The organism is Corynebacterium oculi (assembly GCF_001412105.1).
Lineage (GTDB): Bacteria > Actinomycetota > Actinomycetes > Mycobacteriales > Mycobacteriaceae > Corynebacterium > Corynebacterium oculi.
The window spans coordinates 507,464-521,884 of sequence record NZ_LKST01000001.1 but is presented as its reverse complement, the minus strand read 5'-3'; the positions used below and the strand labels follow the sequence as shown (position 1 = coordinate 521,884).

The window sequence follows — 14,421 nt, the reverse complement described above, 5'->3', positions numbered from 1 at the left end:
TTGTGCCGATCGTTCGGTTGAGATCACCCCATACTTTATCCCGCGAGAATCTCCCGAGCACGGCTAACATCCTGCCCCATCGCCTCCAGGAGTTCCTCGACCCCGTGGAACTTCACCATCGGACGCAGATGAGCCACGAACTCTACCGTGGCGGTGTGCCCGTAGAGGTCGGCCTCCTGGTCGATCACAAAGGATTCCACGCTGCGGGGCTCATCGCCAAAGGTGGGATTGGTGCCCACGGAGATCGCGGCCGGGTACCTTCGCTCGGCCACCATGCTCCCCTTGATCGGCCCGGAGTCCACCACCGTGAGCCACCCGGCGTACACGCCATCAGCCGGCAGGGCCATGGACTCGGAGAAGTACTGGTTGGCCGTGGGGTAGCCCAATTCCTTGCCCCCGCGCCCCGCGCCGTGCACCACCTTGCCCGTGACCCGGAACAACCTCCCCAGCGCCCAGTTGGCCCCCTCGATATTGCCCTCGCTGAGGTAGCGGCGCACCAGGGAGGAACACAGCCGCTGCCCGCCATCGTGGTAGAGGCCCACCACAATCGGCTCGATGCCGTATTCCTCACCCAACTCGCGCAGCGTATCCACGGTGCCCGCGGCATCCTTGCCGAAGGTGAAGTTCTCCCCCACCAGCACCGCCGTGGCCTTGAGGGTATCCACCAGCAGCGAGGTGAAGTAATGGCGCGGGCTGAGGCCCGCTAGTTCGCAGGTGAAGTTCACCACCAGCATGGCGTCCACGCCCAGTTCCCCCGCCAGCCGCAGGCGCTCCTCCAGGGAGGTCAGGCGGGCCGGGGTCTTTTCCGGGAGGAACACGGAAACCGGGTGGGGATCAAAGGTCACCATCACGCAGGGCACCCCGCGGCGGCGTGCCTCCTCCACCGCGCGCCCAAGCAGGTGCTGGTGCCCCCGGTGCACACCGTCAAATACCCCGATGGTGGCCACCGATCCAGCGAGATCCGAGGGAACGGTTGCAAGCCCGTGCCAAATATTCACGCACCCAGACTACGGCATACACTACGAGGCATGATCGATCCCCTCGCGCGCTCAGGAATAGTAGTGGTAGATAAGCCCCAGGGGTTGAGTTCCCATGACGTGGTTTCCCGGCTGCGCAAGGCCTTGGGAACCAAAAAGGTAGGCCACGCCGGCACCCTCGACCCGATGGCCACCGGCGTCCTGGTGGCAGGGGTGGAGCGCGGCACCAAGTTCTTGGCCCACATGACCGCCGCCACCAAGGCCTACCGCGCCACCATTCGCCTGGGACAATCCACCACCACCGACGACGCCGAGGGAGAAATCACCGCGCAGGTCCCCGCCGCGCGCCTGCGGGACCTTAACCCCGCGCTTATCCACGCCGCCCTGGCCGCCCTCACCGGGGACATCATGCAGCGCCCCTCCACGTTCTCCGCGATCAAGATCGACGGCCAGCGCGCCTACGCCCGCGCCCGTGCCGGGGAGAAGGTGGAGATTCCCCCGCGCCCCGTGACCGTCTCCCGCTTCGATCTGCTCAACCGCCGGGGCACCGACCTCGATGTGGAGGTGCACTGCTCCTCGGGCACCTATATCCGCGCCCTGGCCCGCGACCTCGGGGAGAACCTTGGCGTGGGCGGGCATCTCACCATGCTGCGTCGCACCGAGGTGGGCCCGTTCACGCTCGCGGATTCGGTGCTTCTTGACGCCCTCTCCGAGAACCCACGCCTCAGCCTCACCCTGGACGAGGCTCTGCGGCGCTGCTACCCCACCGTGGCGGTGACCGCCGACGAGGCCGCAGCCCTGGCCAAGGGACAGTGGTTGGAACCCCGTGGCCTAAGCGGAATCCACGCCGCCGTGGATCCCGAGGGGCGCAGCATTGCCCTCATCAGGGAACAGGGCAAACGGCTCTCCACCATCTTTGTGGCACGGCCATCCACCCTATAACAGCACCGTGATCGCCGCGCAGCAGTACCCCTCGCGCACGATCCACCGCCCCGCGAAAGAGCGCATCGGCGCGGCGTCGAGAAGCAGCCGCGAGCTAAAGGTTCCCTCCGGGTGCAGCACGATCTCCGCCTGGTCAAAATCCAGCCAACGCTGTGTGAGCGGGAACCACGCCTTGTAGGTGGCCTCCTTGGCACAAAAGAGCAGCCGATCCGCCCATTCCCTTCCCTCAGCGCGCCATCGCTGCACCGTTTTTCTTTCTGCGTCCAGCGCGATGCTGCCCAGCACCCCCTCCGGGAGCGCGGCGGCCGGTTCCACGTCCAGGCCCACCGAGCGCACCACGGATCGGGGGGCTACCGCCGCCGCGCGCAGCCCCTCGGTGTGGGCGAGCGAGCCGGTGAAACCCTGCGGCCACAGCGGCATTCCCTTGGCTCCCCGGAGAATAGGGGCGCTGGGCGGTACCCCGTAATAGGCCAGCGCCTGGTGCGCGCACCAGCGGGCATCGCCAAACTCCGCCTTGCGCTTATCCACCGCGCGCGCCACCAGGGCGCGCTCCACGGCGGGTAGTTCCGCGTAACGGCACAGGGAATCGCCGTTTGACCGGAGAACCCGCCACTGCACCTGCGGCGGAAACAGCGCGTCCATCATCGCGCCCACCCCCTCAACACCGGGTGGGGCCACGGGCTGGCGGGGCGCGCGCGCCACTCCCTCGGGTACCCCAGGGAGGCCTCAATGTGCGCCACCTCCTTCACCCGGGTGATTCCCGGCAGATGAAGATGCCCGTGCACCACGGCGCGGGCGTGGTAACGCTGCGGCCAATGCCGCGTGTGCTCGGTGCCGCACCACAGGGACAACTCCGGTATGCCCATGCGAGCCACCGGCTCGCGCACCAGGGGCCAATGGTTGACCAGCACCGTGGGCGTACCGGTCAATTCCGCGAGCCTGCCCGCGCTATAGGCCAGGCGCTCCCGGCACCACCCCGGAACGTCCACGAAGGGCTCCAGCGCCACGGCGTCGATCAGCATTCTCCCCGAACTCCGCGCGCTTTCCGGGGTGATCCCCGCCGGGGCAAAGCTGTAATCGTAGAGGGTACACAGCGCCGCCACGGCAATACCCTGGAAAACCGGATACTCGTCCTCCGGGGTATGCACGCCGATCTCCCGGCAGCGGCGCACCAGTTCCGCGTAGCGCTCGCGGCCCCGGTAGGGATCATCCGCCCGGCTCAACAGCTCGTGATTACCCGGTGCCCATACCACCCGGGCGAAGCGCTCGCGCAGCCGCGCCAGGACGTCCACCACCAGATCCATCTTCTCCGCCACGTCCCCGGCCACGATCAACCAATCCCCGGGGTGGCTCGGGCGCAGGGCGTCCACGTGCTGCCTATTTGCGGGAACGGCGGCGTGTAGATCGGACACCGCCCACAGAGTAGGCCCGGTCACCTCACGCCGCCCACTTCATCGAGCGGAAGCGCCACACCACCGCCACCAGGCGCAGCCCGATGAACGCCAGCAACCCGCACCACACGCCCATGAGGCCGCCGTCGAAGGCATAGGCCAGCCACACGCCGGGCAGGAAACCGCAGAGCACCGACGCCACGGTGGCGTTGCGCAAAAAGGCGGCGTCGGCCGCGCCCAGCAGCACGCCGTCGAGGGCAAAGAGCACACCGCCCATCACGATCATGGCGATCATCAGCCACCACGGGCCGGCAATCTCCCTCAACACGGCATCCTCCGCGCTAAACAGACGGGGAATCACGCCCGCCCCCAGGGCAAAGCACGCCGCGAGGAGGCAGGAAAAAGCCACGGAATAGCGCGTGATGGCCACCCCCACCGCACGCGCCTGCCGCACCGTGCCCCGGCCCAGGGCCGCGCCGGTGAGGGTCTGGGCGGCGATCGCCAGGGAATCCAGCACCAGGGCCAGGAAGTTCCACAGTTGCAGCATGATCTGGTGTGCCGCCAGGGCCGCCACGCCAAAGCGCCCCGCCACCCCGGCGGCGGAAAGAAAGGCCACCTGGAAGGAGGCAGAGCGCACGATGAGATCGCGCCCCAGCACCAGCTGCTCGCGGATCACGCCCCATTGCGGGCGCCACGGCCCGCGATGCTCCCGGAACAAGGTACCCAGAAAGAGCAGGGCCGCGATGCTCACCCCCACCAGGTTCGCCACCGCCGAGCCCACCAGACCCATGCGCGCCACCAACAAGGGCACCAGGATCGCCCCGGGGATCACCCCGGCCAGGGTGAAATACAGGGGACGGCGGGTATCCTGCACCCCGCGCAACCAGCCATTGCCCGCCATGATGACGAGGGTGAGCGGAATGCCCACCGCCGCCACCCGTATCCACGCCGCCGCCTCCTGGGCCACCTGCGCGTTGCCGCCCAGCCAACCGGCAAAGAGCGGCGCTCCGGTGAATACCACCAAAGCCAGGCCTAGGCCCACGCCCAGGGCCACCCACGTGGCCTGCACCCCCTCCGCCACCGCTGCGGCGCGCCTGCCCTGGCCAAAGAGCCGGGAGGAGCGCGCGGTGGTGCCGTAGGAAAGGAAGGTCAGTTGGGTGGTCACCTGGGATTGGATCGTCGCCCCCACCGCCAGGGCCGCCTGTTCCATGCCGCCCAATCGCCCCACCACGGCGGTATCCAGCAGCAGATACAGCGGGGTGGCAGCCAGCACGCCCAGGGCCGGCAGGGCCAGGGCAAAGATGTCTCGTGCCTTTACCTGTGGAGAATCCTCCACCGCTTCCCTCCGCGCTCCCTGCGCGGCGCTCATGCGTCCTCGTTCTGTTCGCGCAGCACCGCGATCAGGGCGTCGATCACCTCTTGACGTTCCCCCACCGCGGTATAGCCCGCCGCCGGCCGGTGCCCCCCGCCGCCCAGGGCCACCGCGATGCGGGAGACGTCCAGCGTCTCCGAGCGCAAGGACACCGCCCAGGCGTCCGGCGAGGTGGCCTTGAACACCACCCCCAACTGGCAGCCCTGAATGGAGTGCACGAAGTCCACCAGGAATTCCACGGCCGAGGCCGAATGGCCCACCACGTCCCCGTGCTCCGCCACTAAGAGGGCCAGGGAGAGACCGTCGATATTAAGCACGTCAATCCCCGCAAGCACGGTGCCCACCATCTTGAGATCATGGGCGGACACCTGATCCAGAAGGTCTGCGGCGACCTGGCGGGCGTTCACCCCCCGGCTCATCAGATCCGCCGCCACGGTGTGCATGCGAGTGCTGCCCCAGCGAAAACTGCCGGTATCCGTGGCCAGCCCCGCGTAAAGGCTGTGCGCGATCTGCGGGGTCAGCTCCACCCCCATGAGGTGAAAAAGATCGTAGAGGATCATGGTGGTGGACTCCGCCTCCACCTCGATGTAATTGAGGGCCCCAAATCCGGGGTTGGAGGCGTGATGATCCAACACGATCACACGTTGGTGGCGCTCCCGTACCCCCTCGCTCAAGAGCCCCGTGCGCTCCAGGGAGCCGCAGTCTACCGCCACGTACACGTCCGCCTCGGGCAGGCGCGCCCCACGCAGCACCTCAGCCGCGCCGGGAATGGTATAGAGGTTTTCCGCAAAGCGCTGTTCCTGCCCGATGATCCCCTGGGCCTGCACGCCCCGCTTTCGTAGGGCCGCCACCAGGGCGGTCACGGAGCCGATCGCGTCCGCGTCGGGGCGCAGGTGGCCAATCACCACCGCGCTGCGTGCGGTTTTCAGCCACGCGGCTACCTGCTCTAGTTCTGCCACTGGCGTTTAGCGCCCTTCCTCAGCGTCGCTCGTCTTATAGGGGTTGGCGTCCCATGCCGGAGTGGCCTGGGCCTTGAGCCGCGCCAATTCCTCATCGCGCGCCTTGGCCCGAGCCAACACCGCCTCCATGTGCGCGGAGGTTTCCGGCACCGTGTCCAGGGCAAAGGTCAGCGTGGGGGTAAACCGCACGCCCAGCTCGTCGCCCACGATCTTGCGCAGCTGGCCTCGGATGCGTTCTAAGGTCTCGGCGGCGGCTTCCTCGTCCGGGGCCTGCCCGATGTTCTCTCCGCGCACGGTGTAGTACACGGTGGCGTCGTGGAGGTCACCGGTCACGCGGGCGTCCGTGATGGTGATGAGTTCCACCCGAGGGGCCTTAATCTGGCGTTCCAACGCGGTGGCGACGATGGTTTGGATGCGCTTGGCCATCCGCCCGGCCCGTGCCTGATCGGCCATCATGTTCCCCTTTCGGTTCATGCTTAATTGAGGTCATGCTCAATAAGGTCAATTCCACGGCATTGTACCCCGCTGGGCCAGGCGGAAATGCGGCAGGCCCGCCGTGGACGCGGGGCTCACGACGGGCCTGTCAAGGAACCACACAAGGGGTTATGCCTCGCGCGGCACCTCCACCATCTCGTAGACCTGAATCTGATCGCCCACCGCGATGTCCGGGTACGAGAGCACCATACCGCACTCGTAACCAGCCGACACCTCGGTGGCGTCGTCCTTGCCTCGGCGCAGCGAGTCGATGGTGGCGTTTTCCGTGACCACGTTGCCGTCGCGCACCAGGCGCACCTTGGCATTGCGGCGCACCTTGCCGGACTCCACCATGCAGCCCGCGATGAGGCCCACCGCAGACGCCTTGAAGAGCTGACGGATCTCCGCGGTACCCACCTCGCGCTCCTCGTAGATGGGCTTGAGCATTCCCTTGAGGGCGGACTCCACCTCGTCGATGGCCTGGTAGATCACCGTGTAGTAGCGGATATCCACGCCCTCGGCGTTGGCCTCCTCGGTGGCCTTGCCCTCGGAGCGCACGTTGAACGCGATGATGATGGCGTTCGACGCCGCCGCCAGGGTCACGTTCGTCTGCGTCACCGCGCCCACGCCGCGGTCGATGATGTTGAGCTGCACCTCATCATCCACCTCGATCTTGAGCAGGGCGTCCTCCAGGGCCTCCACCGAACCGGCGTTATCGCCCTTGAGGATGAGGTTGAGGGTGGAGTGCTCCTTGAGCACCTCGTCCAGATCCTCCAGGGAGACGCGCTTGCGGTTGCGCGCGGCCTCCGCGCTGCGGCGGCGGGCATCGCGCTGGTTGGCGATCTGCCGCGCCACGCGATCGTCCTCCACCACGAGCAGGTTATCGCCCGCACCGGGCACGCCGTTGAGGCCCTGCACCTGCACCGGCCGCGAAGGCCCGGCCTCCTCGACGTCCTGGCCGTGTTCGTCCACCATGCGGCGGACGCGGCCGTAGGTATCGCCCACCACGATGGAATCGCCCACGCGCAGGGTACCGCGCTGCACGATCACGGAGGCCACCGGGCCGCGTCCGCGATCCAGGTGTGCCTCGATGGAGGTGCCCTGGGCGTCCATCTCCGGGTTGGCCCGCAGGTCCAGGGCGGCGTCGGCCGTGAGCAGCACGGCTTCGAGCAGGGACTCGATGTTTTGGCCCTGCTTGGCCGAGATGTCCACAAACATCGTGTCGCCGCCGTATTCCTCGGGCACCAGGCCGTACTCGGTGAGTTGGCCTCGGATCTTATCCGGCTGCGCCTCCGGCTTATCAATCTTGTTCACCGCCACCACGATCGGCACGTCGGCCGCCTTGGCGTGGTTGATGGCCTCCACGGTCTGCGGCATCACGCCGTCGTCCGCCGCCACCACCAGAATGGCGATGTCCGTGGACTTCGCGCCGCGGGCACGCATGGCGGTAAAGGCCTCGTGGCCGGGGGTGTCGATGAAGGTAATCGTGCGATCGCCGCCCTCGGCCTCCACGTTGACCTGGTAAGCGCCGATGCCCTGCGTGATACCGCCGGCCTCGCGGCCGCCCACGTTCGCATTGCGGATGGTATCCAACAGGCGGGTCTTACCGTGATCCACGTGACCCATCACGGTGACCACCGGGGGACGCTGCGCGAGGTCCTCCTCGCCGCCCTCGTCCTCACCGAACTGAAGATCAAAGGATTCCAGCAGCTCGCGATCCTCGTCCTCGGGCGAGACCACCTCGACGGAGTAGTTCATCTCCTCGCCCAGCAGCTTCAGCGTCTCCTCCGAGACGGAAGCCGTGGCGGTGACCATCTCGCCCAGGTTGAACAGGGCCTGCACCAGCGAGGAGGCATCGGTGCCGATCTTCTCCGCGAAGTCAGACAGGGAGGCACCGCGCCGCAGGCGCAGCTTCTTGCCGCCGCCATCGGGCAGGTGCACGCCACCGATCACGTTCGGGGCCTTCATCGCCTCAAACTCGTTGCGCTTCTGCCGCTTGGACTTGCGCCCCTTGCGCGGAGCGCCGCCCGGACGCCCAAAGGCACCCGCCGTGCCGCCACGACGCCCGCCGCGGCCACCACGGAAACCGCCACCGGCGGGGCCGTTACCGCGATTATTGCCGCCGCGACCACCGCGACCACCATTGGCGGAGGTGGCCGGCATCTGATTCGGATTCGGGTGTGCCGGCATCATCGCCGGGGTGGGAGCCTTACCCGAGCCACCCGGACGCGGCGAGCCACCGGGTCGCTTGCCCTGCTGGCCGGGGCGCGGCGCGCCGCCGGGATTGCCCCCGGAGCCACCGGGGCGCGGTGCCGGGCGATCGCTGCCGCCCGTGGAGAACGGGTTGTTCGCCACGCGCGGGGCGCGGCCACCCGGCTTCGGGCCGGGCTTGGGCATGGAACGCGGGGTGGGGCGCTCTCCCCCGCCCTGCTTAGCGCGCTGCTGACCGGGCTTGGGCATGTCCTGCCCGCCCTGGCCGGGCTTCGGCGCGGGCTTCTTCTCTGCGCGTCCACCGGGGCCCGGCTTCGGGCCGGGCTTGGCCCCCTGTGCGGGCGTGGGGTTCTGTGCGCTGCGCGCGCTCTGGAAGGCCGGGCCGGGCTTAGCCGCAGGCTTGTTCGCGGCGGGCTTCTTCTCCGAGCGCGCCGCAGCATCGGCCGCGGGGCCCGGCTTCGGGCCGGGCTTGCCAGCGCCAGGCTTAGCACCGGGCTTCGGCGCGGTCGCCTGAGCCGCGGGGCCCGGCTTGGCTGCGGGCTTGTTCGCGGCGGGCTTGGGGCCTGGCTTCGGGCCGGGCTTGCCGGCGCCAGACTTAGCACCGGGCTTCGGCGCCGCCTGGTTGGGCTTATCGGCGGCATTATCCGCACCGCCGGAGGCCGCCTCATAATGCGCACGCATCTTCTTCACCACCGGGGGCTCGATGGTGGAGGAGGCAGTCTTGACAAACTCGCCCTGCTCCTTGAGCGTGGCGAGCAGTTCTTTACTGGTAATACCGAGTTGCTTGGCCAGCTCGTGTACACGTAGCTTTCCGGGCACTTCTCTCCTTAGCTGTTGTGCTAGGAACCGCGAAGCACCCGTAAAAAGTCTTTAAGGATACTTCCAGTTCCTAGTCCTGGTTCTTGACGTTCATCGCTGATGCTTCATCGTGTGCTCATCAGTGTTCGGTCTTCTTTCCTTGTATCCGTTCCGTTCCTCGAACCGTGGGCGGCGTCGGCCGCTGCCAGACGCTGCTCCAGGTAGGCATGAACTTCACTCGTGTCCGTATCCACGGGCACCTTCAGCGCGCGCTGAATCGCGCGGCGCTTTTCCGCAAGCTCTAACGCCTCAAGGTCTGGGGTGATCCACGCGCCCCGCCCGGGCATCATCTGCCGTGGATCAGGAATAATCCTCCGATCATCCTGCGGGGCTACCACCAAACGCAGAAGATCGGTGTGAGGGCGGCGCTGCCGAGTGGCAACGCAGGTGCGGATTGGCTTTGCGTGCGACAACCTGCCCCGTGCCTCCTTATGATCTTCCATGCGTAACCAGACCCTGCGACGGCCAGGGCCGCAGTACAGTGTACGCCACGGATCGTGGAAGTTGTAGTTAGGTATTCCCCCGCTTATCGACGCCCCCTTGACACCACTATTCCCCGCGTGCAGGCTAAGAGCGAAGTGCGCGCGGGGAATACGTGGGACTACTTTTACTTAACGACGGCGTCCTGCTTCACCCAGAAGCGCCCCTGATCGTCCTTGTACACGGTATCGCCAGCCTCGGCGGTCTCGTACTCGTTAACCTTCAGGCTGCGCAGATCGAGCGTCTCAAACTCCGGCTTGACGAAGTCCTCGCCCGCAAACCACTTTTCAAAAGCGGCCACGGAGGTGGAGGAACCGGAGAACAGGTGCTCCTCGTAGCCGGGGTGCGGCTCGCTGGTGGCCGAGGCCACGGCGGCGGAACCAAAGGCCAGGGCGGAAGCAGCGGCTGCGGCGATGCCGCGACGCAAAGACTTAGACATAGCGAACTCTCCTTAACACTGTATGGCGGAACACTAACAATTTCCCACCGTACAGCACGAGGGAAGCCTCGTCAATGGTAGGAGCGAGGTTATTTTTGCTCCAGCACCCCGGATAACGGCCGTACGCTGAGACCACTGCGGCAGGGCCTTCCATGAGATAGCCCAGCCAGGTTTTCCCGGAACCGCGCTCCGCAATAACAAAGAACTATGGGCTTTATCCAAGAGGCACTACCCCCACACCACAACCCCCAATCTGTAACGCTCCCTTCACGCAAGAGATAGACAAAGGGAAAGTCCATACTCGTGTACGAAAGGCCTCCCATGTCTACCGAACCAAAGAATTTGAACCGAGCCGTTCTTACACTCGGCGTCTGCAGCCTCATCACCCTGAGCGCCTGCGCCTCCGAGGGAAAAGAGGAGTCACAGGATACCCCTTCAGCCGCCCCCACCTCCACCGTGAAAGTCACTGCCTCTGCCACCGGCACGAACGCGGCAGAAGATCTTGATAAGACCGCTGGTGATATGGCCTCAAGGATCTCAGAGGAACGCGATCACACGGGCCAGCAAACGGAGCCGCGCGCTACCGGCGGCGACAATAGCCAGGCCCCGTCCACGCCTGTGGCTAAACAGGATACCGACGCACAGGCACAACCAGGGGCCGCGCCAGCTTATCCCCAGCAGCCTGCCCCAACCCCGGCGAATCAACGGCAGCCAATTCCCACCGCACCCGCACAGCCGGCTTCCATCGACCCCAACGATGTACCCCTCGAATGCATACATATCCCCGCCCGCGATGGCGATACTCCCCCGGTTTTCCCAGAGTCTTGCCCCACCACGATCCTGGCAGACCTTGATGACCCTAACGGGTTTGAGGCCAGTGCACGCGACCGCAATATGACTGCCGAGCCTACGGATCACACGGATCACACAGCCCCAACACAGTAACACGAGTATTGCGCTATCACGATCACCTTATCCTCCGCGGAATAACAAATAATTTTATTCCAAATCCGGGTGATGCCAATCTTATAAGTACGCTATCCGCCCCCGTAAGCATTATGTCGAGCTTTATCGAGCCCCATCAATATCGACCGTAGCGGAACATGGGATAACACTCGACGAACTACCCAGCCGCCGGGGGCGACGACAACCCTGCGACCACCGGAAGCAGATGGCCCATAACCAAGAGACTAGCTATCGCCACAACCCCGACAGGCAGGGGGCTCAGCGATCCGCATGGCCCCCTTCGACGTTCTGAAGTGTCGCCCACGCACCAATATCCACCCCTTTGACCTGCATTTTTTCTAAAGATTACCCCCCCCCCGCTACCCCCATCCTGTAACACCTTTCAAGAGAATAGGAATATATTTCACAGTTAATTCCATACCTATCCGAAAGGAGATACCCCGTGTCTACCCCCGATCCCACGCAGCAGCCCCAGCCCCAGGTGGTCTACGTCAAAGAGGAGAAGAAATCCTGGTACAAGAAGCCAGGCTGCATGATCCCGCTCGGCCTGGTCGCCCTCATTGCCATTGCGGCCGCCGCGATGGGCGGCGACGGCGAAAGCACCAGCACCTCCGCAAAGGACGAGGAGGTGGCCGCACAACAGGAGAACGCCTCCGGAGAAAATGGAGAGGAGGCCGCTGCCGAAGAAAACTCCGATGATGGCGTGCCCAAGGAATACAAAACTGCACTGCGTAAAGCCGAGTCTTACTCCAAGACCATGCACATGTCCAAGCAGGGTATCTACGACCAACTCACTTCCGAGTATGCGGAGAAATACTCGCCCGAGGCAGCACAGTACGCCGTGGACAATATGGAAGCGGACTGGAACGCTAACGCCCTGGAAAAGGCAAAGAGTTACCAAGACGATATGGATATGTCCCCTGATGCGATTTATGACCAGCTGACCTCGGATTACGGGGAGAAGTTCACCGCCGAGGAAGCCCAGTATGCAGTAGACAACCTCTGAACTCAATAAAAGGAGTACCCCATGTCTCCCACCACCATTCTCTCCTCTCGGCGGCGTGCCGCGTGCGCCATGGCGCTGGCCGGGTTGCTGGCGCTCACGGCGTGCGGCTCCGGCGGCGATGATGAGCCGCAGGTGACTTCCTCGGCGCGCCCCACCTCCACCACCAAGGCCACCACCGCCGCGACTACAACGCGCGCGACGGACGACCTCGATAAGGAGGCCAGCGACCTAGCCGAGGAGATCGAGGAGGAACGCCACGACCGCGACCAGGAAGCGGAGCCGCGCGCCGACAACACCAGTGGAAACAAGCCCGCCAGTACCCCTGTGGTGCGGGTGTCTACGCGCGCCGATAGGAACTCCAATGCGGGGCGCGCGGAGCAACCTGCCGCCGAGGAGAACTACGAGGCCCCAGGTGCTCCGGACGCCCCCGTGGAGGCTGGAGTGCCGGAAGCTCCCGGGGACGATCCCAACCCCATCGAGGCCCAAGACGTACCGGCAGACGAGACGTACTACGCCAACTGCGCCCAGGCGCCGGGGCCGCTGCTGCCGCACCAGGCTGGCTACCGCACCGCCCTCGACGCCGATGGGGACGGCATCGCCTGCGAGCCAGACGAAAGCGACATCATCCAGGCCGTCACCGCGCCTGCCGGTGGGTACGAGTCCTGTAAGGCCGCCCGTGAAGCCGGGGCCAAAACCCCACTCCATGAAGGCGACCCCGGCTACAGCCGAAAGCTAGATCAAGACGGCGATGGCGTAGCCTGCGAATAGCACCCCTCCCCGCAGTTCAAACGGTATTTTTACTCCGCGTCCGAGTGGATGTCGATCTTCCAGCCCGTCAGCCGCGCCGCCAGGCGAGCGTTCTGCCCCTCTTTGCCGATGGCCAGGGAGAGTTGGTAATCCGGCACCACCACGCGCGCGACCTGTTCCTCCGCGTTGGTGATCTCCACGCGCACCACCTTGGAGGGGGAGAGCGCATTGGCCACGAACTTCTTGGGGTCCTTGGAGTAATCGATGATGTCGATCTTCTCCCCGCCCAGGGCCTCCATGATGTTGCGTACGCGCTGGCCGCGCGGCCCGATGCAGGCGCCCTTGGCGTTGAGGCCCCTGGAACGCGCCTTCACGGCCACCTTGGAGCGGTGCCCGGCCTCGCGGGCGATGCCCACGATCTCCACGGAACCCTCCACGATCTCGGGCACCTCCAGTTCAAAGAGGCCGCGTACCAGTTCCGGGTGGGTGCGCGAGAGGTTGATCTGGAGGCGCTGTCCGCCGCGGTTCACGCCTACCACATAGGCCTTGACGCGGTCACCGTGGCTGAGTTTTTCTCCGGGGAGCTGCTCGGCGGGCAGCAGGATCCCGTCTTGGGGGTCTAGCTCCGTGCCCAGTTCCACCACCACGATGCCTTTTTCGTTGGCGTAGACGTCGCGCTGCACCACGCCGGAGACCACCTTGCCCTGGAGTTCCTGGTAGCTGCCGTAGGCCACCCCGGTTTCCGCCTCGCGCAGCCGCCTAATCAGCGCGGTGCGCACCTCGGGTGCGGCCACCCCGGCGAAGCCCTCGGGGGTGTCGTCGTACTCGGAGGAGACGGAGCCGTCTTCCTCGTATTCGGTGACGATCACGCTGACCGCGCCGGTGAGGGAATCGATGTCCACGCGGGCACGCTCGGCGGATTCACCCGGTTCGGTTCCCCGGTAGGTGCGGTAGGCCTTGAGCAGCGCCCCCGCGACGGTCTGGAGGAGTTCATCGACGGGAATGCCTCGGTCATTCTCGATCGCCTGAAGCGCGTCCAGATCAATATTCACTTGTGCTCCTCCTGCCACTGCGTGGCTTCTTCGAATGTGAGGCCGGTGAGCGCGGTCTGCTCTTCCGGCGGCTGTGCGAACTCAATTTGTACCACTGCGGTGATTTCCTGATCCAATCGCAGCGCCTCTAGCCCCACGCTTTTGCCCTTGCCGCGCACGAGGATCACGGCGGACCCGTCCTCCGCCAGCGCACCAATGCGCCCGATCGTGGGCTCCCCCTCCCCCTCAAGGGCCACGGAGACCAGCCGGTGCCGGTTGCGCCGCCAGTGGCGGGGAGCACTCAGCGGGGTATCCACGCCGGGGGTGCTCACCTCCAGCGTGTACCCGGGGCCGAAGTTGCACTCGCCTGCGGCCTCGGCGGCGTCGAAAAGCGCCGAGAGTTCGGTGGAGATGGCCTCTAGGGTGTCGGAATCAGCGTCCACCATGACCGCCACCAGGGATTTTTTCCCGGCGCGGTGGAGCTTCACCCCCTCAATGGGGTGCCCGTGGGCTTCTACCACGGGGCGGGCGAGGGCGGTGATTTCTTCCGAAGTGGGGAATGGCATGA

Annotated in this window: 14 protein-coding genes; 3 read left to right on the top strand and 11 right to left on the bottom strand. The window is 65.8% G+C overall.

From position 1 onward, the window contains the following. Positions 1–35: 35 nt before the first annotated feature. Positions 36–998: a bifunctional riboflavin kinase/FAD synthetase gene (locus Cocul_RS02460; protein WP_055121714.1), complete on the bottom strand. Its 963-nt coding sequence runs from the start codon at positions 996–998 to the stop codon at positions 36–38. A gap of 30 nt (positions 999–1,028) precedes the next feature. Here Cocul_RS02460 and truB point away from each other — a divergent pair, with 30 nt between their 5' ends. Next, positions 1,029–1,919 (top strand): tRNA pseudouridine(55) synthase TruB, encoded by an 891-nt coding sequence (gene truB, locus Cocul_RS02455; protein WP_055121713.1) that lies wholly within the window; start codon positions 1,029–1,031, stop codon positions 1,917–1,919. Here the strand turns inward: truB and Cocul_RS02450 are convergent. From Cocul_RS02450 to Cocul_RS02415, 8 genes are all read right to left on the bottom strand, one after another. Then, positions 1,914–2,564: a 4'-phosphopantetheinyl transferase family protein gene (locus tag Cocul_RS02450; RefSeq protein ID WP_055122011.1), complete on the bottom strand. Its 651-nt coding sequence runs from the start codon at positions 2,562–2,564 to the stop codon at positions 1,914–1,916. The two genes, truB and Cocul_RS02450, sit on opposite strands and share 6 nt — an antisense overlap. Beyond that, the gene (locus Cocul_RS02445) at positions 2,561–3,331 is read right to left on the bottom strand and encodes a metallophosphoesterase family protein (RefSeq protein WP_245622072.1); all 771 of its coding nucleotides are present in this window, start codon (positions 3,329–3,331) and stop codon (positions 2,561–2,563) included. Before Cocul_RS02445 ends, Cocul_RS02450 begins: the two co-directional genes overlap by 4 nt. Positions 3,332–3,356: 25 nt before the next feature. Beyond that, entirely contained in the window at positions 3,357–4,679 is a 1,323-nt protein-coding gene (locus Cocul_RS02440; protein WP_055121711.1) for an MATE family efflux transporter, read from the bottom strand. Continuing rightward, complete coding sequence (locus Cocul_RS02435) at positions 4,676–5,641, bottom strand: DHH family phosphoesterase (protein WP_055121710.1); 966 nt, start codon at positions 5,639–5,641, stop codon at positions 4,676–4,678. The genes Cocul_RS02440 and Cocul_RS02435 overlap by 4 nt, the downstream gene beginning before the upstream one ends. A gap of 6 nt (positions 5,642–5,647) precedes the next feature. After that, positions 5,648–6,094 (bottom strand): 30S ribosome-binding factor RbfA, encoded by a 447-nt coding sequence (gene rbfA / locus Cocul_RS02430; protein WP_055122010.1) that lies wholly within the window; start codon positions 6,092–6,094, stop codon positions 5,648–5,650. Between the two features lie 150 nt (positions 6,095–6,244). Beyond that, entirely contained in the window at positions 6,245–9,145 is a 2,901-nt protein-coding gene (infB, locus tag Cocul_RS02425; RefSeq protein ID WP_055121709.1) for a translation initiation factor IF-2, read from the bottom strand. Between the two features lie 104 nt (positions 9,146–9,249). Next, positions 9,250–9,627, bottom strand: coding sequence for a YlxR family protein (locus tag Cocul_RS11680; protein WP_082422116.1), 378 nt, complete (start codon positions 9,625–9,627; stop codon positions 9,250–9,252). 164 nt (positions 9,628–9,791) lie between these two features. Beyond that, positions 9,792–10,103, bottom strand: coding sequence for a hypothetical protein (locus Cocul_RS02415; RefSeq protein ID WP_055121708.1), 312 nt, complete (start codon positions 10,101–10,103; stop codon positions 9,792–9,794). 1,408 nt (positions 10,104–11,511) lie between these two features. Here Cocul_RS02415 and Cocul_RS02405 point away from each other — a divergent pair. Continuing rightward, positions 11,512–12,075: an Ltp family lipoprotein gene (locus Cocul_RS02405; protein WP_245622070.1), complete on the top strand. Its 564-nt coding sequence runs from the start codon at positions 11,512–11,514 to the stop codon at positions 12,073–12,075. Between the two features lie 21 nt (positions 12,076–12,096). Next, complete coding sequence (locus tag Cocul_RS12545; RefSeq protein WP_055121706.1) at positions 12,097–12,843, top strand: excalibur calcium-binding domain-containing protein; 747 nt, start codon at positions 12,097–12,099, stop codon at positions 12,841–12,843. Between the two features lie 29 nt (positions 12,844–12,872). On the opposite strand, the gene nusA is transcribed toward Cocul_RS12545, so the two are convergent. Both nusA and rimP read right to left on the bottom strand, forming a co-directional pair. Continuing rightward, positions 12,873–13,874, bottom strand: a complete 1,002-nt coding sequence (gene nusA / locus Cocul_RS02395; protein ID WP_055121705.1) for a transcription termination factor NusA — start codon at positions 13,872–13,874, stop codon at positions 12,873–12,875. Continuing rightward, positions 13,871–14,419: a ribosome maturation factor RimP gene (gene rimP, locus Cocul_RS02390; protein WP_055121704.1), complete on the bottom strand. Its 549-nt coding sequence runs from the start codon at positions 14,417–14,419 to the stop codon at positions 13,871–13,873. Before rimP ends, nusA begins: the two co-directional genes overlap by 4 nt. Between the last annotated feature and the right edge of the window lie 2 nt (positions 14,420–14,421).

Excerpts from the sequence above, each read along its gene's own strand:
- truB (WP_055121713.1), top strand. The coding sequence starts at position 1,029 with ATGATCGATCCCCTCGCGCGCTCAGGAATAGTAGTGGTAGATAAGCCC.
- Cocul_RS02450 (WP_055122011.1), bottom strand. The coding sequence starts at position 2,564 with ATGATGGACGCGCTGTTTCCGCCGCAGGTGCAGTGGCGGGTTCTCCGG.
- Cocul_RS02440 (WP_055121711.1), bottom strand. The coding sequence starts at position 4,679 with ATGAGCGCCGCGCAGGGAGCGCGGAGGGAAGCGGTGGAGGATTCTCCA.
- rbfA (WP_055122010.1), bottom strand. The coding sequence starts at position 6,094 with ATGGCCGATCAGGCACGGGCCGGGCGGATGGCCAAGCGCATCCAAACC.
- Cocul_RS11680 (WP_082422116.1), bottom strand. The coding sequence starts at position 9,627 with ATGGAAGATCATAAGGAGGCACGGGGCAGGTTGTCGCACGCAAAGCCA.
- Cocul_RS02415 (WP_055121708.1), bottom strand. The coding sequence starts at position 10,103 with ATGTCTAAGTCTTTGCGTCGCGGCATCGCCGCAGCCGCTGCTTCCGCC.
- Cocul_RS12545 (WP_055121706.1), top strand. The coding sequence starts at position 12,097 with ATGTCTCCCACCACCATTCTCTCCTCTCGGCGGCGTGCCGCGTGCGCC.
- rimP (WP_055121704.1), bottom strand. The coding sequence starts at position 14,419 with ATGCCATTCCCCACTTCGGAAGAAATCACCGCCCTCGCCCGCCCCGTG.